Origin of the sequence: Coprobacter secundus subsp. similis, assembly GCF_015097275.1 — a bacterium.
GTDB lineage: Bacteria > Bacteroidota > Bacteroidia > Bacteroidales > Coprobacteraceae > Coprobacter > Coprobacter secundus.
This window is the reverse complement of sequence record NZ_AP023322.1, coordinates 1,527,501-1,546,641: the sequence shown is the minus strand read 5'-3', so window position 1 is coordinate 1,546,641 and position 19,141 is coordinate 1,527,501. Positions and strand designations below refer to the sequence as shown.

Annotated in this window: 12 protein-coding genes; 8 read left to right on the top strand and 4 right to left on the bottom strand. The window is 35.0% G+C overall.

Annotated elements, in window-relative coordinates:
- Positions 1–5: 5 nt before the first annotated feature.
- From Cop2CBH44_RS06215 to Cop2CBH44_RS06200, 4 genes are all read right to left on the bottom strand, one after another.
- Positions 6–2,885 carry a calcium-translocating P-type ATPase, PMCA-type gene (locus tag Cop2CBH44_RS06215; RefSeq protein ID WP_200755723.1) on the bottom strand — a complete coding sequence of 960 codons (2,880 nt, stop codon included), beginning with the start codon at positions 2,883–2,885 and terminating at the stop codon, positions 6–8.
- A 921-nt stretch (positions 2,886–3,806) separates the two neighbouring features.
- Positions 3,807–5,834, bottom strand: coding sequence for an alpha amylase C-terminal domain-containing protein (locus Cop2CBH44_RS06210; RefSeq protein ID WP_200755722.1), 2,028 nt, complete (start codon positions 5,832–5,834; stop codon positions 3,807–3,809).
- 80 nt (positions 5,835–5,914) lie between these two features.
- Positions 5,915–6,361, bottom strand: a complete 447-nt coding sequence (locus tag Cop2CBH44_RS06205) for a NanQ anomerase/TabA/YiaL family protein (protein ID WP_044229577.1) — start codon at positions 6,359–6,361, stop codon at positions 5,915–5,917.
- A 292-nt stretch (positions 6,362–6,653) separates the two neighbouring features.
- Complete coding sequence (locus Cop2CBH44_RS06200; RefSeq protein WP_200755721.1) at positions 6,654–8,072, bottom strand: methyltransferase RsmF C-terminal domain-like protein; 1,419 nt, start codon at positions 8,070–8,072, stop codon at positions 6,654–6,656.
- Between the two features lie 302 nt (positions 8,073–8,374).
- Between Cop2CBH44_RS06200 and Cop2CBH44_RS06195 the strand changes: the two genes are divergently transcribed.
- From Cop2CBH44_RS06195 to Cop2CBH44_RS06160, 8 genes are all read left to right on the top strand, one after another.
- Positions 8,375–9,562 carry a metallophosphoesterase gene (locus Cop2CBH44_RS06195; RefSeq protein ID WP_200755720.1) on the top strand — a complete coding sequence of 396 codons (1,188 nt, stop codon included), beginning with the start codon at positions 8,375–8,377 and terminating at the stop codon, positions 9,560–9,562.
- 13 nt (positions 9,563–9,575) lie between these two features.
- Positions 9,576–10,529, top strand: a complete 954-nt coding sequence (locus Cop2CBH44_RS06190; protein WP_021931491.1) for a substrate-binding domain-containing protein — start codon at positions 9,576–9,578, stop codon at positions 10,527–10,529.
- Between the two features lie 37 nt (positions 10,530–10,566).
- Positions 10,567–12,018 carry an ATP-binding cassette domain-containing protein gene (locus tag Cop2CBH44_RS06185; RefSeq protein WP_200755719.1) on the top strand — a complete coding sequence of 484 codons (1,452 nt, stop codon included), beginning with the start codon at positions 10,567–10,569 and terminating at the stop codon, positions 12,016–12,018.
- Entirely contained in the window at positions 12,002–14,128 is a 2,127-nt protein-coding gene (locus tag Cop2CBH44_RS06180) for a Tex family protein (RefSeq protein ID WP_200755718.1), read from the top strand. Before Cop2CBH44_RS06185 ends, Cop2CBH44_RS06180 begins: the two co-directional genes overlap by 17 nt.
- 7 nt (positions 14,129–14,135) lie before the next feature.
- On the top strand, positions 14,136–14,507 hold the full coding sequence (locus Cop2CBH44_RS06175; RefSeq protein ID WP_021931494.1) for a 2-amino-4-hydroxy-6-hydroxymethyldihydropteridine diphosphokinase: 372 nt from the start codon (positions 14,136–14,138) through the stop codon (positions 14,505–14,507).
- Positions 14,508–14,915: 408 nt separating this feature from the next.
- Positions 14,916–16,535, top strand: a complete 1,620-nt coding sequence (locus tag Cop2CBH44_RS06170) for an RluA family pseudouridine synthase (RefSeq protein ID WP_200755717.1) — start codon at positions 14,916–14,918, stop codon at positions 16,533–16,535.
- Positions 16,536–16,609: 74 nt separating this feature from the next.
- Complete coding sequence (gene cas6 / locus Cop2CBH44_RS06165; protein WP_200755716.1) at positions 16,610–17,398, top strand: CRISPR-associated endoribonuclease Cas6; 789 nt, start codon at positions 16,610–16,612, stop codon at positions 17,396–17,398.
- 343 nt (positions 17,399–17,741) lie between these two features.
- Entirely contained in the window at positions 17,742–19,139 is a 1,398-nt protein-coding gene (locus Cop2CBH44_RS06160; RefSeq protein ID WP_200755715.1) for a hypothetical protein, read from the top strand.
- Positions 19,140–19,141 lie beyond the last annotated feature (2 nt).

Sequence of the window (19,141 nt, the reverse complement as noted above, 5' to 3'; positions counted from 1 at the left end):
ATATCTTATTTCCTTTTTATCAATCTGATGATTTCACCTATCCATAAAACGATAGAGGTCCCACCAATGATGATGCCCCAATCTTTTAAGCTGATAGGTTCTGTCCTGAATACATCACCACCAAAAGATACAATCAATATTTGACCTATAAGGATAATTAAAGCAACGGATAAGAATCCTCCATCATGAGTTAACCCATTAAAGGCTGATTTGCCTGTGGCAAATGCTTTTGCATTAAATAGATTCCAAAATTGGAGCATTACGAATATAGTGAAAAAGCAAGATAAATCGTACCTGCTAATATTTCCATTTACATCTGTTGGGAAAATAAATAATAGTCCTAATAAAAGGATAACAAACGATATTCCTACGAATAAAATGTTCGATCGCATAGCACGTGTAATGATAAAATCGTTGTTACGACGAGGTTTATCTTTCATTACATCTTTATTAGGTGGTAAAGATGCGAGAGCTCCGGCTGCAAAAGTATCCATAATTAGATTAACCCATAACATCTGAGTAACGGTTAAGGGTAATTCATGACCTAATAAAGATCCCAAAAATACAATAATCAGAGCTACGACATTAATTGTAAGCTGGAATAATAAAAATCGTTGTATATTTTGGTATAAAGAGCGTCCCCACATGACGGCTGTCGCAATACTTTTGAACGAATCGTCGAGTAAAGTGATGTCACTGGCTTCTTTAGCAACAGATGTCCCTGAACCCATAGAAAGTCCTACATGCGCATGGTTTAATGCTGGTGCATCATTTGTTCCGTCCCCGGTAACTGCTACGATAGCACCACCCTGTTGCAATAATTGTACCAATCGTTGTTTATCTGTTGGCCGGGCTCGGCACATAACTTTTAGTTTTTTTACTCGTTCGAATGCGACATCATCTGGCAATGCTTCAAAGTCAATTCCAGTAATAATGTTTTCTTCGTTGTCTTCTGGTTTCCATGTTCCTATTTGTCTGGCTATTTCTTTAGCTGTTCCAGGTGTGTCTCCAGTTACTATTTTTACATCTATACCAGCATTTAAACATTCTGCGACAGCATCAGGAACATCTGTACGTACAGGATCAGAAATTGCTACTATTCCCAAAAAGGTGAGGCCGCTTTCTACTAATTCCTGTATGGAGGCATTAGAAGTGTCTTCTATAATTTTATAAGCAAAACCTAATGTTCGCATTGCTTGATTCTGATAGTCTAATAGTTGTTTTTCAATCTGTTTTCGATATTCATTTATTGGTTGATACCCTTCAAAGGTTTTTATTTCACGACATTTTGAGAGTACAATTTCTGGGGCACCTTTTACATATAAAATTTTTTCCTTTAAAAGAGGAGAATGTACTAAAGTTGCCATGTATTTTCGCTCGGTAGTGAATGTGAGTTGTTCTATTACTGAAGCATTTTCACGTAACAGTGTATATTCGATATTATTCTTGTGTAGCCATAGTAAGAGTGCCGCTTCGGTCGGATTCCCCAAGGATTTTACTTTTTGGGGGTCGGTGTAGTCTAAAAATGCTGTGGAGTTGACAGCAATCCCTTCTTTAATCAGGTTACTTTCTTCCGAATCATCGAGAGATTGGCTTGCTGTTAGTCCGTAGAAATTGGTTTGATGTACTTGCATTTGGTTTTGGGTCAAAGTTCCTGTTTTATCGGTACAGATAACTGTTGTAGCACCCATTGTTTCGCAAGCATGCATTTTACGGACTAAATTGTTCGTCTGTAACATGCGACGCATACTCAGAGCTAAACTGAGAGTTACACTCATAGGTAAACCTTCAGGAACAGCGACTACGATAAGCGTTACAGCGATCATAAAGTATTGAAGAACTCGGTTTGCTGTCTCGATAGAAATCCATGCATCGGTTTGTAAGGCGTTTACTCCGAATGGATAACCTATGGCACAACATACAATGAAAACTATCATTCCGTAAATGAACCACGTGAACCATCCTTTTTTAGAGACTGAGGCAGGAATACTTTTTTTCTTTCCTGCTAAGTCAAACGCATCATAAAGAATAGGAATCCAGACTTTTGATAATGCAATGATAAGTCCTAATATTGCAGCGCCTAATAATCCGAGTTGTCCTAATGAAATAGGGTTCTGGATGAGATCTTTTATAAATAAGGCACTGAAAGTTAAAATAGCAAGAGCAAAACCAATGACACCAATGAATTGAGCTAACCCATTTAATTGTACATTGAGAGGAGTTTCTTCTTCGTTGATTTCGGTAGATTTTTGAGCTACTTGTCCATATTGAGTCTGATCTCCGACTTGTTTTACTTCCATTATGCCATGACCATCCAAAACTTTAGTTCCACGCATGACCCAGTTTGACGGATAGGTAGCATCTTTATCGAAATCATCAGGGTTCGTAGTCTTGTCTATCATGAGTTCTCCTGTAAGGCACGATTCGTCTATTTGTAATGAAAGGGCTTCAAGTAGTTCTCCGTCTGCAGGAACCTCCTCTCCAGTTTCGAGTAATACGATATCTCCAACAACAATATCTTTGCGAGGTACTTCTGTAATGTTTCCGTTTCGGTAAACTTTAATCATTATATCATCATTTACCTGATTGAGTATATCGAATTTTTTATTTGCATCCATCTCAAACCAGAATGATACACCTGTTGCTAAAAATATGGCACAAAAAATACCTATAGTTTCGGCATATTCATTATGAATGAAAGATATTCCCAAGGAGAGTAATGCTGCGATAAGCAATATGCGTACAATGGGATCTGCAAATTTTTCGATAAATAGTTTCCAAAGTGGAGTTTTAACTGGGGGAGTAAGTAAATTAGAGCCGTATTCTTCCTGGCTTTTCAATACCTGGGCATCTGTCAGGCCCGAGTAATGCTTTTTTTGTTCCATTATATTTTATGTTAAGTCTGACAAGAAAATGAATAATTAAGTGTAATCTTAATTATTTTCATTTATGTGACGAAGATATATATAATAGCGAATAATTTATATTTAAAAATCAATAATTGTGTTTCATATTGAGAAATGTCGAAATATTTGTAAGAAAGTATAATATTTTAACATATTTTTTAATACAGAAATAATATAACAAGATAAGGACTATTAATATTATTGAATATTCATCCTATGTATTCGGAATCTTGTTTATTATGTGTTGTAATAGGAAACGGATATTGGTCTGAGTATTTATGTGAAAAATCTAACTTTTTGTATTTCTGATGTATGTCTGTTAATGTAAAAGTCATATCTGAGAATAATGACGTATATCCTCGAAATTATTTTATTTGTGATATTCATTTAATTTAGATGTTAATTTGCTCGCGGACTGGGTGTGTATGTCCTGATTTGAGATAAAAAAAGATTTTAGGATATTTCCTATTCCAAATTTGTGAAGAAAAAAATAGTACGTTGGATTTATGACTTATTCTAATTAGGTTGTATTTTTTATAAAAATAGAACTATTTTATTTTAAAAACTATTTTGGGATGATTAGATGAATTCATATTTTTTATTATTGTGATATAATATTGATATGTTCCTTTCGTTATAAAGTTAAAAAGGAGCTTTTTCTCAAAAGCTCCCTTTTATAGGTTTTCAATAGGTATTAATTTTTAAGGTAAAAAAGATTGTTTTAGGTTAATGCTTGCAAAGTAGCCTCTTTTTTTTGTTCTCTCAAAATAAATTTGTATGTTTTATAATATGTTTTTGTGTGTATATTATACGCTTAATATAGGTTAAAAGCCCTTAAATGTGATAATAACATCAGAAAAAACATAGTATGTGTTATTTGATTTTTTTATCAAATAGTTGTTATTTTTTGCCAGATTTGGTTGGTCTTATCAGTCGTAATACCATTGCCGAGCGTGCAGGAATATATAATTTGAGCCATTCTTTTTTATCTTTTTTGTATAGTGGGTCAAAATTAGTAAAGTGAGGAATAGATTCATCTATTAGACCATATCCCCCATATTCAGGAGAATCGGTATTTAATATAGTTTTGTATTCTCCTTTAGGGGCTAATATTCCATAGTCGGTAAATGATTTGTTAGGATGAAAATTAAAAACGAATATGAGATCTTTACGTTTGAATGCAAGAATTTGGTCACCGTCATTATCCCATAATTTATCGATAAGTGATTTCTCGAAATTGTGTTCATTCTTGATGAGAGAAATCATGTCAGCATCGAATTTACCCAAATAACTGTATTTTAGGTCCTTCCGGTCTACCAGACTCCATTGTCTACGGGCATATTTATATGACCAACCGTTTCCCTCTCTGGGAAAGTCGATCCATTCCGGATGGCCAAATTCATTGCCCATAAAATTCAAATATCCTCCATTGATAGTAGATAAAGTAATTAAACGTATCATTTTGTGTAAAGCAATACCTCTATCTACAGCATAGTTTATATCGTTTTTCATCATGTGCCAATACATTTGGTCATCGATAAGTCTAAAAATAATAGTTTTATCTCCTACCAATGCTTGGTCATGGCTTTCCGCATAATTTATTGTTTTCTCATCAGAACGTCTGTTGGTAACTTCCCAGAAAATGGCTGTAGGTTTCCAGTCTTCGTCTTTTTTTTCTTTAATTGTTTTTATCCAAAAATCAGGTATACCCATAGCCATACGGTAGTCAAATCCTATTCCTCCATCTTCAATTTTCACTGCTAATCCCGGCATTCCGCTCATTTCTTCTGCAATTGTAATTGCATTAGGATTTATTTCGTGTATCAGTTTATTTGCAAGGGTTAGATAAGTGATTGCATTTTCGTCTTGCCCTCCATCATAATAATCATTATAATTACAGAAAGCTTTTCCTAATCCATGATTGTAATAGAGCATTGATGTAACTCCGTCAAAGCGAAATCCGTCGAATTTGAATTCTTCCAGCCAGTATTTGCAATTGGATAGGAGAAAATGTATAACTTCATTTTTCCCATAATCAAAACATAAAGAATCCCAGGCAGGATGTTCTCGACGGTGATCTCCATAGAAAAATTGGTCATAAGAGCCGTCAAATCGTCCTAAACCTTCAACTTCGTTTTTTACGGCATGAGAATGTACTATATCCATTATTACTGCGATTCCTAAATTGTGGGCATCATCAATCAGGTGTTTAAGATCTTCTGGAGTACCAAATCTGGAAGAAGGAGCAAAAAAACTTGAAACGTGATAACCAAATGACCCATAATAGGGATGTTCTTGTATAGCCATTATTTGTATGGCATTGTAGCCGTCAGCAGCAATACGAGGCAAAACGTTTCGCCTAAATTCGTCATATGTTCCTACTCGTTCTTCTTCTTGAGCCATTCCAATATGACATTCATATATCAATAGTGGGGATATTTTTGGTGTAAATTTTTTCTTTTTAAAGATGTATTTTTTTTCGGGATTCCATACTTGAGCCGAAAAAATGTAGCTTTTTTCGTCTTGTACTACTCGTGTTGCCCAAGCTGGAATACGTTCTCCTTGACCACCATTCCAATGCATCGAGAGTTTATATAAGTCGAGATGTTTTATTTCATTGGATTTTAATTTTATTTCCCAGATCCCGTTTTTTAATTTTTTGAAACGATATATTGCTTTCTCTTTCCATTCAGAGAATGTTCCAATTAAATATATTTCAGTTGCATTAGGGGCCCACTCTCGTATGACCCATCCATCAGATGATTTGTGTAATCCGAAATAGAGATATCCCGTAGCAAAGTCTGAGAGCGTTTCAGCTCCTCGTATCAGATCTTTTTCTTTATCAGTTGCTTGTTGATACCGACGTTCTATAACGTTGCTGTAGGGCTCCAGCCATGGATCATTTTTTATTAGATTGAGAAGCTTCATAGTACACAAGATTAAGTGAGAAGTAAAATCGTGAAAAGCAAATATACGAAAGCTTTTCACGATTTATTGTTTATTTGTTATTAAATCCGGACTTTTACAATGACCTTTCTGAATTTTCCTTCGGCGATACCTGGTGCATGGCCATCTTCAGGGAAAAAAATGGCAAATTCTCCAGGAGAAACCTTGATGAAAGTCGTAGCTTCATCTTCGAAAAAAGTAATATCGTTTTTTTCGTTATAGGGTTGTGATATTTTTTTTAAATTTTTTCCTGCCTTCCACCCGATAGTTTCTGTCGTAGTTAGAGGCATTTGGATGTCAATATAGTGATTGTGGGTCTCTAATTTGGCAGCATCTTTACTTTTTCCTGTCGGTTCGGCTACCGAAATATAAAGATTGTCTCCATCGAGTACTATTTTTCCAGCTTCTTTTTTAGAAAAGTCTGTAGATTTAAGATAATCAAAGGCTTGTTTAAATAATGGATGCAATTGCTCTATTGAGGCTGAATTGCTTAAAGAATCTAAAATCATAATAATATTGTTTGAAAAATGTATTGAATCTTTATTGTAATATTGAGATATTTTCTTGCAATAAAAAATATCTCCATTCATTGCAAATTTAAAAAAATAATTGTTATTTCTGCTATGATAAATGATTTAAAATACAAGAGTTTGTATTTCTTTTATAGAAAGAGTATCTCTTATTAAGAGATAATAACAAATAGTCGAGGTATATAGAATTTTTGATATATAAGTTAAGTTATTTGGGAGATTTGAAATAACTTTATAAATTCTTGTTTATTTGCATAAATAATGATTTTTGTTATTGTTTTTTTATCCAAGGTATGTTTATTAATTTGTCTGGCAAGTGTTTACTTCGTATACGCCATTCTTGAGGATATAGATTATTGGTTCTGTTTCCTATATTTTTTATCCACCCTAAAGGAATATTCTGATAGGTTACTAATATATGACCTCGAGGAATATTACCGGAGATTTGTATAGATTCTCTTTTTAGATAGGTAATTGCGGTAGAGTGACTTATTTCGATACAATAAAATGCGTTTCTATTGAGTTCGAGGGATGTGGCTAAAGCATGTTCGGGAATATAATCTTTACCTCTGAGATAACATAAAGGGATACCTGAGTGCAAAATATTTAGGCGAGAAGATAATAACCACAAATCATCTTTGTAGTGTAGAGGGAATGCTTGAATTCTATCAGAAGATGTCCATGTATAAAAAGTTTCAGGGTGATTTATCCATGTTTTTATTTCTGGTAGAATAGATATTTTTGAGTCTTTTTCTGTTTTTTTTCTGTAATTATGCTTATCATAAGAGAAAGAGTTCTCATGTCTTTTTTCTGATGTTTCAGGTTTACGAACGACAGCCATAAAAAATCCTTCTCCTTTAGTAATATGAGGCATAAAACGGTATACGGGAAAATTTCCTTTAATAGCTTTTTTTATATACCAATCAGGAAGTGTTTCGACAGGTAGGATTTCAGCGGCATAGTTTTGATGTAAGAACTCAATTATTTCTTCATCCTCTTCTACATTATAAGTACATGTGCTATATATCAATAATCCTCCGGGACGTAAAGCTTCCCAAATATGATGTAAAATTTTTTTTTGGCGTTCAACACATTTTTGAACATTTGCAGTAGACCATTCATTTATAGCATCTGCATCTTTTCGAAACATACCTTCTCCAGAACATGGGACATCTGTTAATATTACATCAAAATAATTTTTAAAAAAACTGAAGTCTTCAGCGCTGTTATTGGTGACAATACAATGGCTGTTTCCCCATTTTATAACATTTTCTACTAAAACATGAGCACGATTTTTTAAAATTTCATTGCTAACTATTAAACTTCCTTCGGGTAATGTAGAGATGGCATCTGTCGTTTTTCCTCCTGGTGCAGCACATAAGTCAAGATAGCGAACAGGAGTTTTTATATATTGTTGAATGACATGTCCAAGAAACATAGATGAAGCTTCTTGTACATAGTATACTCCAGCATGAAAAAGAGGATCGAATGTAAAATTGGGGCGTTTATCTAAATAAAAACCATTTATTGACCATGGTACTTGTTTACTTTTATTTAAAATACCGGGAGCTTTTGATGGATTTAGTCGAACGCTTATAGGACTCTCTTCATATAGGGCTCTTTCAAATGCGGGATATTCATCTTTTAGTAAATCTTGTGTTCGAGAGATGAAAGCTTTCGGTAAATTCATTTTGTTTCGTTATTTTTTAAACAAAAATACGATAAAAAGTGCAATAAAGAAAATAGCTGTGGTTTTGAACATGAACTTTGTAATAAAATTTTGATATATAGGTTTGAAAATTCATATATTTTATTAATCTTGTTTTATGATTTTTCAATTACTTATTTGAAAAACGGATTCACTGATTTTGCTATCTTGCCGTGTGGATGTTTATATTTAGTGAATCTATAAAAATTGAATACTCCCATAAATTCTTAACTTGCCGTTTATCTGTTATTTTGTTACTTTTGCGAGTAAATAAAAATACGCAAATGAGAATACAACTTCTTACATTTTTAATGTTGATATTTATCAACTATATAGTCGATTTATATATTTATTATAGAGTAATATGTGCGTGGTGTAACCGACGGTGGATGAAGTGGAGTTTTTGGACAACAAATGTCCTTATTTTAGGAATGGTACTGGTTTCTGTAAATGCCATTAAAAGCGGTTATAATGAGCGGTGGGACTATCTTTTGTTCTGGTTTTTGTTTCTCTATTTTGCTTTGTATATGCCTCGGCTTATCTTCTTTGTCATATCTTTATTTGATTATTTACCATTACTATTTAGGCATAAAATTACTCGGTGGGGTTCAAAAGTAGCTTTGGTAATATCTTTTATTGCATTTGTGACAATGTTGTCCGGTGCATTTTATGGGAGATTGCATCCTGTTATAAACGAAGTCGAAGTTGTATCCGATAAGTTGCCAGGAGCTTTTGATGGTTATCGTATAATTCAGATTTCAGATTTGCATTTAAGTAGTTTTGGTACCGATACGGCATTTGTATCACAGATTGTAAACCAAGTGAATGAATTGCGTCCAGATATGATTGTTTTCACAGGAGATTTGGTATCTCGAAGAGCCGATGAGGCCGATGCTTTTACTACTGTATTATCACGTTTTCAAGCAGGAGATGGAGTTTGGTCAATCATGGGAAATCATGATTATGGTGATTATGTAAAGTGGAATACTCCGGAGCAAAAAATAAGAAATTTATCGGATATTAAACGTATGCAAACCGATGCAGGATGGAAGATGCTTAATAATGCATCCACTTTTATTTTTAGGGGAAATGATTCTATTGCATTGATTGGTGTGGAAAATTGGGGTGAGCCGCCTTTCCCACAATATGGTAATCTTAAGGTAGCTTATCCGAATCTTAATGATAATAATTATAAAATTCTGCTTACTCATAATCCTATTCATTGGGATAAAGAGGTTGTTTCTGAAACCAATATTGATTTATCTCTTTCCGGTCATACTCATGCTATGCAGATGAAAGTGAAAGTTGGCCGTTGGCAAGTATCACCTTCGTCTTTACGTTATCCGCGTTGGAGTGGTTTATATCAAGAGGACAATCAGTATTTGTATGTGAATGAAGGAATAGGTTGTGTTTTCTATCCGATGAGAATAGGTGCAAGACCTGAGATTACAGTACTAACTTTGAAAAAGTAAATGGAAATACAAAATGAGGAGAATTGTATATTTGATTCCTGTTATTTGTTTAGCTTTAACTGTAATAATCGGAGGTTGTTGGCAGAAAAATGATAAGGCCTCAATGAGTAGTTTACGGGTAGCTTTGTTGAAAGGGCCTTCTGCAATGGCTTTTATATCGTTGTCTGACAGTGGTAGATATCTGCAAGATAAATCATTAGATGTTGATTTGTATGATTCACCGGCACAGATACAAGCATTGATGACTCAAGGAACGGTTGACATCGCGGTGCTACCTATGGCTTTAGCTGCTAATTTGTACAATAAAGGGGTGGACTATTCTTTATTAGGCTGCCCGGTGTGGGGAAACTTATTTTGGATATCGAAAAAAGGTACTCTATCGGCAGACAAGAAAGAGGTGTATATATTCGGACAAGGAAGTACTCCTGATTTGATAACTCGTTACCTTCAGTGTCAAGAATCATTGATTTCTGTAAAAAATTATCATATTGTATATACTTATAACACTCCTCAGGAGATTGTTCGAGGGTTATGGGGTGGGATAGTTACAGATGCAGTTTTACCTGAGCCTTTTGTCTCTATGTCATTGCATAAAGATAGTTCTTTGTATATACGCTATGATTTAGCAGAGTTATTTTCTCCAGGAGGTTTCCCTCAAACCGCAGTCCTTTTACGAAATGAGTTGAGAGATGATACAGTTCTTATACGTAGTCTCGACTGCTTATTTAAAGAATGTACAGTAAATATTAATAAGTATTCTCCCGATTTAATAAATAGATTGGTCAAGAAAAAATTGATATCAGATACGGTTGGAGTAAAATCGTTGATACAACATTGTCGTATAATTTATAGACCGGCATCTTTTATATATGAAGATATAGCAGATTTAATGAATTTACTATATCTTTACCAACCAAAGTCAATTGGAGGAAAAATTCCGGATAAGGAATTTATAATTTATCATTAGACCTGACCTTATGCGGATAAACGTTTTTGATAGACGAATGCAAAACCTCAAGGGAACGAATGTACAGAATAGATACTGGTCATTGCCGTTTTGGGGACATAACAAGCGTGTTGCAATAGTGTTTTCGATTCTTACTTTGTTGGGTTTATGGGAAATCCTTGCTCTTTATTTAGATAATTCGTTGTTATTTCCTGGTATTTCCGATTTGTTTTCGGCAATTTCGGGATTATTTTTTTATTCTGATTTTTGGACAGATATTTATGTTACTCTGATAAGAGGGATGTCAGGTATGGTTATTGCTTTATTTATTTCTTTTGCATTAGCTCATCCGATGGCTCATAATCTGTTTTTAAAATCATATATTCAGCCTTTTCTTTCAATATTTCGAGCGACTCCTATCATATCTATTATACTGTTGTTGCTTATTTGGCTCCGCCCGGAACAGATACCTTTTGTTATGGCATTGATAACGATGGTCCCTGTAGTCACAGAGAATTTAGTTGCTGGTTATGAAAATTTTGATATACAAATGCGAGAAATGATGACGCTTTATCGTATACCTGTTATCATGCGTGTGAAATATTTTTATTATCCATCGTTAAAACCATATTTGTTTAGTGGGCTTATTTCTGCTTCTGGATTGGGTTGGAAGGCTATTATTATGGGAGAGGTATTAGCACAACCACAATGGGGTATCGGTGTTTCTTTAAAAGAAGCTCATGGATTTATCGAGATACCAGTACTTATAGCATGGACGTTAGTTGCTGTATTTTTGAGTTATTGTATAGAACAAATATTGCGTTTTTTGAGTAAAAAGAAGTTTCCTTTTCATTTTTCTGGAGTTCCAGTTCAACGTAATAAATTTGTTGCGCCTGTGTCTTTTAAGAACGTTACGAAGGGATATGGTAAGCATGTAGTATTTCGAAATTTGTCTTTAAAAATCCCTCAAGGAAAAATAACTTGTATAACCGGTCCTTCTGGTTGTGGAAAGACTACCTTGTTGCGTATGATTGCTGGTCTTGAAGCACCTCAATCAGGCATTATAGAAAGGCCGGAGAACAGCGTTTCATATTTATTTCAGAAACCTGTTTTTGTATCACAATTAACTGTATTGCAAAATATACTATGGCCATTGTCCAGACATATGAGTATAATGGAAGCTACAGATTTAGCTATATCGGCTTTGGAGCGTATGGGAATTGAAGATAAAGCCCATTGTATGCCGGAGACATTAAGTGGTGGAGAGCAGCAGAGAGTAGCATTAATACGAACTTTTTTATATCCAGCTTCTATAATTTTGTTGGACGAGCCTTTTACAGGGTTGAACCAGGCACTTAAAGAAAATATTATGGATATGATAAAAGTGTGGCATCAAGAACATGAAACGACACTTCTTTATGTGACACATCATGCCGATGAAACCGGCATGGCACAGAATCATATAATACTAAATAACATGTGTGCAAAAGAATATGAATATACTATTTAATAAAATTGTTTCTTCGACTTTAAATATCTCCGAGAGACAAGTTGAAAATACAATTCGACTTCTTGATGAGGGGGCGACTATTCCCTTTATCAGTCGATACCGTAAGGAGGTAACAGGAGCTCTTGATGAGGTTCAGATTAGTAATGTTAAAGAGCAGTATGACAAATTACGAGAACTTGAAAAAAGAAAGCAGACTATAATTACTACGATTGGTGAGCAAGGTAAATTAACTCCTGATTTACGAACTCGTCTCGAAAATTCTTGGAATGCGATGGAGATTGAAGATATCTATTTGCCGTATAGACCTAAAAGACGTACTCGTGCTGAGGTAGCTCGTGAAAAGGGGCTAGAACCTTTGGCAAAAATTTTGATGATACAGACCGAGAATAATTTAGATATAAAGGCTCAAGCTTTTGTTAAAAATGATGTTGTTGATACGGAAGAAGCGTTGAAAGGTGCTCGAGATATAATAGCTGAATGGATAAGCGAGAATGAACGTGCTCGTAACATGGTTCGCTCTATTTTCAGAAAAGAAGCTATTATATCTTCTCGTGTAGTGAAAGGTAAAGAGGAAGAGGCTGCTAAGTACCGTGATTATTTTGATTGGAGTGAACCTTTGCGCCGATGTTCCTCCCATAGGCTGTTGGCTGTCAGGAGGGGTGAATCTGAAGGGTTTCTGAAAGTTTCTATCGAACCGGATAGCGAACTTTGTATTGAGCGGCTTGAAGGCCTGTTCGTAAAGAATGCAACAGCATCCGCAGCACAAGTGAACGAGGCAGTTCGTGATGGATATAAGCGTTTGCTTAAGCCTTCGATAGAAACGGAGTTTGCCGCATTGTCGAAGGAGCGGGCAGATGATGAGGCTATACGGGTATTTACCGAAAATCTTCGACAATTATTGTTGGCTGCTCCGTTGGGGCAAAAGAGAGTTATGGGTATCGATCCCGGATACAGAACCGGATGTAAATTAGTCTGCCTTGATGAGCAAGGGGATCTTTTACACAATGAGACAATTTACCCACATCCTCCTAAACAGGATGTGGTAGGAGCTTCTCGAAAAGTTACTAAATTGGTTGAGGCTTATAATATACAAGCTATTGCCATTGGGAATGGTACAGCCAGTCGAGAGACGGAACGATTTATAGCTAATCTGCGATATGACCGTAAATTACAGGTATTTATCGTTAGTGAAAATGGAGCATCTATTTATTCGGCGTCAAAAGTTGCTCGAGAAGAATTTCCTAATTATGATGTTACCGTTAGGGGGGCAGTTTCTATCGGCCGTCGCTTAATGGATCCACTTGCTGAATTGGTGAAAATTGATCCTAAGTCTATAGGGGTGGGGCAGTATCAGCACGACGTTGACCAGATGAAATTGAAAAGAGCACTTGATCAGACAGTAGAAAATTGTGTCAATCAGGTGGGAGTAAATGTAAATACAGCTAGTAAGCATTTACTTACTTATGTTTCCGGATTAGGACCACAGTTGGCTCAGAATATTGTTGATTATCGTCAGAAGAACGGGGCATTTACTCAGAGAAAACAATTGATGAAAGTACCTCGTATGGGAGAAAAAGCTTTCGAACAATCGGCAGGTTTTTTGCGTATACCGGGAGCGGAAAACCCTTTGGATAATTCAGCGGTGCATCCGGAAAGTTATGCTATTGTAGAACGTATGGCAAAAGATTTGAATTGTACTGTACGAGAATTGATAGAGAATAAGGATTTGAAGAAAAAGCTTCATCTTGAAGATTATATATCTGGTACGGTAGGGATGCTTACCATAAATGATATTATAAGTGAGCTTGATAAGCCGGGGAGAGATCCGCGGCAAACAGTAAAGGTGTTTGAATTCGATCCGACAGTAAGAACAATTGAGGATTTAAAGGAAGGACAGGTATTGCCAGGTATAGTAACGAATATTACTAATTTTGGATGTTTCGTAGATATAGGTATCAAAGAAAATGGGTTGGTGCATATCTCTCAACTAGCCAATAAATATATTTCTGATCCCACGGAAATAATTTCTTTGCACCAGCATGTGACAGTCAAAGTAATTGGTATAGATTTAGAAAGAAAGAGAGTGCAATTGTCGATGAAAGATATATAAAACAGATATGAACAAAGCGATTATAGGATTAGGATCAAATGTGAATGGTGGGCTGCTCTTGTTGAAAAAGAGCTGTATGGAGATAGCTGCTATGGCTGTGTCTGCCCGCTTTTCATCTTGTTATGAAACAGTGCCTGTGAGTAGTATTCCTCAGCCTAATTATCAAAATTGTGTAGGAATTATTGAAACCGAATGGGATTATGATCGATTATATCAACATTTTAAAGCGATGGAAAAAGCTGCTGGTCGTTTTCCTCAATCAAAACTTTCCGGAGAGGTACCTCTCGATATCGATATTGTTGTTTGGAATGATGAGGTCAAACGTCCTCGTGATATGGTCCAAGATTATATGCAAATAGGTTTGTTGGAATTGAAATAAGGTTATTTATTTCCTTTTAAACCTGAATTTTTAAGTGATATTCTAAACTGTGATTTTTTATGAAATAGAAATAGTTTAAGAGTATGAATTGTTTTATTGTTTTTATATAAATAAGGTTGACAGATGATATATTTTTTTGTATTTTAATAATGTGAAAAAAATTCTTTTATTTAATTTATCATATCCGGTACGATTAAAATGTAAAAATCTCATTTTTATCTTTTTGTTTATCCTTTCATATAGGTAGACGATTTAAGAGAATAAATATTTTAAGAAAATGAAAAATTAGTTTTGAAAGTTATAATTTTTCTATTTGGTAAAGTTGATAATTCTACAATCTTTCGAATAGATTTGTTTTTGAAACTGTCTTTTAATTTATGTATCTTTACCATTCTAAAAAATGTCATAATGTTTCATTCGTTTACGAAGACAATTTCTCATATAGTTTTGCCGGAAAAGTTCACTTTCCCATTTTGTTATACGCCTCATCCTCTTTGCATAGAGGCTGCCAATGAATTGCAAGAATATATAAAATCACAGATATTGTGGGCAGAGGAGTTGAATCGAGGTAAAATGTTTGGAGTGTTAGTTGTACGGACAGATACTGGTGAAATTGGGTATTTAGCTTCGTTTTCAGGTACTTTGGCAGGAAGTTATAACCATCCGTATTTTGTTCCTCCAATATATGACTTGTTACAACCAGATGGATTTTTTAGAATAGAAGAGGAAAATATATCTACTATCAATGCTAAAATTGAGCAGATTAGGGATGATGTTTATTATCGGGAGTGTAAAGATTTATTGGAGAAAGAGAAAGCTTATTCATTCCAATTATTGAATGATGCTAAAGTTTCCTTAATAGAAGCAAAGAAGACACGCGAGATTAGGCGAAGTGTTCATCCGGAAGAGACAGAGTTGCGAGAGATGATACGTGAGAGTCAATTTCAAAAAGCGGAGTATAAAAGATTAGAGCGATATTGGAAAAAAAGAATCTCAGATTTGCATGAGCGTGTAGATGCATATGAAAAGGAAATAGAAAGATTTAAAGTAGAAAGGAAGAGACGGTCGGCAGCTTTGCAGAAGGAACTGTTTGCTCAGTTTAAAATACTCAATGTCCGGGGGGAAATAAAAGATTTGTGTACTATCTTTGAAGAAGAAGTACATAAAATTCCTCCAGCTGGGGCGGGGGAGTGTGCAGCACCTAAGTTATTGCAATATGCATATTTAAATCATTTGGAACCTGTTGCGATGGCAGAGTTTTGGTGGGGTGATTCTCCCAAAACAGAGATACGACGTCATGGATATTTTTATCCCTCATGTAAAGGAAAATGTGGACCGATATTAAAATATATGTTACAAGGCTTGAATGTAGAGCCGAATCCCTTATCAGATGCCTGTGGAGTTGAAACTGAATTGGAAATCGTGTATGAAGATGAATACCTGCTTGTTATAAATAAACCTGAGGGATTGCTTTCTGTACCCGGAAAAAATAATGCAGACTCAGTTTTTCGACGGATGCGAGAACGGTATCCCGATGCGACGGGTCCCATGATTGTACATCGGCTTGATATGTCTACTTCTGGTTTGTTACTTATCGCAAAATCTAAAGAAGTGCACCAGAACTTACAAGCTCAGTTTAAAAGAAGGACAGTAAAAAAGAGGTATATAGCTTTGTTAGACGGTGTTATTTTGAATGATGAAGGAGAAATAAACCTCCCTATATGCTTGAATCCTGACGATAGACCGAGGCAGATGGTTAGTTGGAAATATGGAAAACCTGCAATGACACAGTATAAAGTTCTCGAACGTTTGCAAACCCGTACACGTGTTGCCTTTTATCCGATTACCGGGCGAACTCACCAATTGCGGGTACATGCTGCTCACCCGCAAGGGCTCAATTGCCCGATAGTAGGAGACCGCTTGTATGGTAGAGAATCTGACCGGTTATATTTACATGCCGAATATCTCGAATTCGAACATCCGATTTTTTCTAAAATAGTTCGAGTAGAAAAATCTCCCTCATTTTAAGTTTTTACAATTGTTATATTTTGAAAATTATTTTATAAATTTGAGAATATCTGAATAATATTCAAAATAAGAAAATGAGATTCAAAATAACTTTACAAGTAAATAGTCGGGCATTCGGACGTTCATTACCATTGAATTATATGTATGAATTGTCATCTGCCGTGTATCGTATTCTTTCTAAATCGAATGTTGATTATTCTTCGTGGTTGCATGGAAATGGTTTTGAAGCAGACCATAAGAGATTTAAGTTATTTACTTTTTCTCGGTTTGTTATACCCCGATATGAAATCGATAAAGAGAATCAGAGATTGAATATTTTATCGGATGAAATTGATTGGTATATAGCCTTTTTACCGGAAAAAAGCACACGTCAGTTTATTGAAGGTGTATTTCAATTTCAAAAAATGCAAGTTGGTGATAAACGAAGTATCGTAGAATTTATGGTTCGGAGTATAGAAATTCTTCCATCATTACAATATAAAGAGGAGATGTTTTTCGAAACACTTTCTCCTGTATGTATATCGCGTAGAGGAACTGAAGTAAGGACAGAGTATTTGTCCCCCGATCATCAGGATTATGAACGTGCGATTATTACCGGAGTGTTGGCTCGTTATAAAGCTTATAATGGAGAGTCTTATACCGGGCCCCTGTTTTGTAATTTTAAATTGCTGAATACGCCTCGTTCAGTATTGGTGAAAATGAAATCCGATACACCTGAGCAGACCTTTGTCAGAGGGTATAATTATAGGTTTAAGATACACTTACCCGAGCCTCTTATGCACATCGTTTACAATTGTGGGTTAGGGGAAAAAGGAAGTCTCGGCTTTGGTATGTTGAAAGAAATACCCCCAAAATTGAAATAAAATCGGGGGATTCTGTAAAGTAAGATTAAAATAGTCTCTTTTCTAACTTGATTCTATTACAAGTGAAATGTTGATTTTATAAAAAATACTTTAATCTTTTGCAAAAGTAGGAATATTATAAGCCGAATAGAAATTTTTATTATTAAAGTATATTATTTATATGTTTAAAAAAGAGTTTTATCGTATAGTAGATGGTTTATCGAAGAATATGTGAAAAAATCGATCTTGTGAGCTTTAGACAAGAAGTGGAATAAATATTTTTAGTATATTATAGAAATCAGATTTATAATAAAAACAATAGGAGATAAATTTTTTATTAAATTTACATTTTAAATTTCTTATTATGCAAAAAATAGATTGGGATGAGATGTTTAAATATACTGGCGATCCCTTTGTAGATGCTGGTGGATTTGTTCTGCAAGAGTTGATGGAATGCTATCCGGATGCTGATATTATGACGTTGATTATGATGGTGACTGATATATATGTAAAACTTTGGGATGCAAAAATCAACACATTGTTTCTAAATTCGAAGATTACGCAACCTGCATTTAAAAGTGAACGGAAAAAAGAGGAAGTTAGGCGATATTTCGAAAGTCTTTTAGATGAAACTTTATCGTATCGAATAGGGTGCTGTCGGATTATGGGGAATAATACGAAGTTGTTTCCAGTAGGAAGAGATCTGTCGGTTTTGACAGGGTCGGGAACCTTTGTGAATTTTCATCATGCTTTTCAAGAAGGCATAATGTTGTCTAAGGAAGCCATTATACGATACTATTTTCTTCCGTTGGGATGTGAATTGTTGCAAGGAAAAATAGCTGTAATTTGTAGTAATAATCCTAAAATTTCGGAATGGTATGCTAGAGATTGTTGTAGCAGAGTTTTGGCGGAGGTGGGACAAAATGTATCTACTGGGGTATTGAAAAGTTCTGCTCATTCGCTGGGAACGGCTGTTTTCCGGTATCTTGATTCTGTGTTGGCGAGATATACCGAAGATAATGGAATGGGTGATTCTGTTGCATTATATCATCTGACAAATTTCGGGGCGAGTCCGGAGGTACAGATCTATACTCTCCCTTTTCAGGCTTTCCGTTTTTATCAGAGAACGCAGAGTAGTCGATTTAGAGAACGTTGGAACATTTTTGTCGCAAGTCATTATTTCAATTCCGATTATAAAAAAGCGAAATACGATGATGAAAAAAATGTGTTTTGTGTCGAAAATAAGAAAGATAATATTTATATCGATGAAGAGAAATTCAAGTATTGGAGAAATGCCATATATGATAAATTATTGAAAGGAGCAAGTATTCTTGGTGATATCAGAAAATGGAGTGTGCACCACTTTTTCGATGTGGATTTATTGAATTTGTATTTAGTCAATTTACAAAATATGAAAAGAGAGACGATTGCGAAATTAGACGAGATTTCGAATTATATTCTGGAGAGTACGAGTGAATCCGGAATGAAAAAAGTAATAACTACGTTGAGTGGAACGAAAAGTGCGTATGTCCTGAGACGTTTTATTATCGGTACGATAAGAAAATATTATAATGAGGGACATGATCAACCTTTGGTAACTGTCGAAGAGTATGTTGATTATTTATTCCCGGATTCGAGTTCATGGATGGAGATTCGAGATGTATTATTGATATCGATATATCAGAAACTTCATGAAAGGAATTTACATATAGAGGTCGATATGGATGACTTCGATGATGAGCAGATAGAATATGAAAGTTAAAT

Excerpts from the sequence above, each read along its gene's own strand:
- Cop2CBH44_RS06160 (WP_200755715.1), top strand. The coding sequence starts at position 17,742 with ATGCAAAAAATAGATTGGGATGAGATGTTTAAATATACTGGCGATCCC.
- Cop2CBH44_RS06205 (WP_044229577.1), bottom strand. The coding sequence starts at position 6,361 with ATGATTTTAGATTCTTTAAGCAATTCAGCCTCAATAGAGCAATTGCAT.
- Cop2CBH44_RS06175 (WP_021931494.1), top strand. The coding sequence starts at position 14,136 with ATGAACAAAGCGATTATAGGATTAGGATCAAATGTGAATGGTGGGCTG.
- cas6 (WP_200755716.1), top strand. The coding sequence starts at position 16,610 with ATGAGATTCAAAATAACTTTACAAGTAAATAGTCGGGCATTCGGACGT.
- Cop2CBH44_RS06195 (WP_200755720.1), top strand. The coding sequence starts at position 8,375 with ATGAGAATACAACTTCTTACATTTTTAATGTTGATATTTATCAACTAT.
- Cop2CBH44_RS06180 (WP_200755718.1), top strand. The coding sequence starts at position 12,002 with ATGAATATACTATTTAATAAAATTGTTTCTTCGACTTTAAATATCTCC.
- Cop2CBH44_RS06185 (WP_200755719.1), top strand. The coding sequence starts at position 10,567 with ATGCAAAACCTCAAGGGAACGAATGTACAGAATAGATACTGGTCATTG.
- Cop2CBH44_RS06170 (WP_200755717.1), top strand. The coding sequence starts at position 14,916 with ATGTTTCATTCGTTTACGAAGACAATTTCTCATATAGTTTTGCCGGAA.
- Cop2CBH44_RS06190 (WP_021931491.1), top strand. The coding sequence starts at position 9,576 with ATGAGGAGAATTGTATATTTGATTCCTGTTATTTGTTTAGCTTTAACT.
- Cop2CBH44_RS06215 (WP_200755723.1), bottom strand. The coding sequence starts at position 2,885 with ATGGAACAAAAAAAGCATTACTCGGGCCTGACAGATGCCCAGGTATTG.
- Cop2CBH44_RS06210 (WP_200755722.1), bottom strand. The coding sequence starts at position 5,834 with ATGAAGCTTCTCAATCTAATAAAAAATGATCCATGGCTGGAGCCCTAC.
- Cop2CBH44_RS06200 (WP_200755721.1), bottom strand. The coding sequence starts at position 8,072 with ATGAATTTACCGAAAGCTTTCATCTCTCGAACACAAGATTTACTAAAA.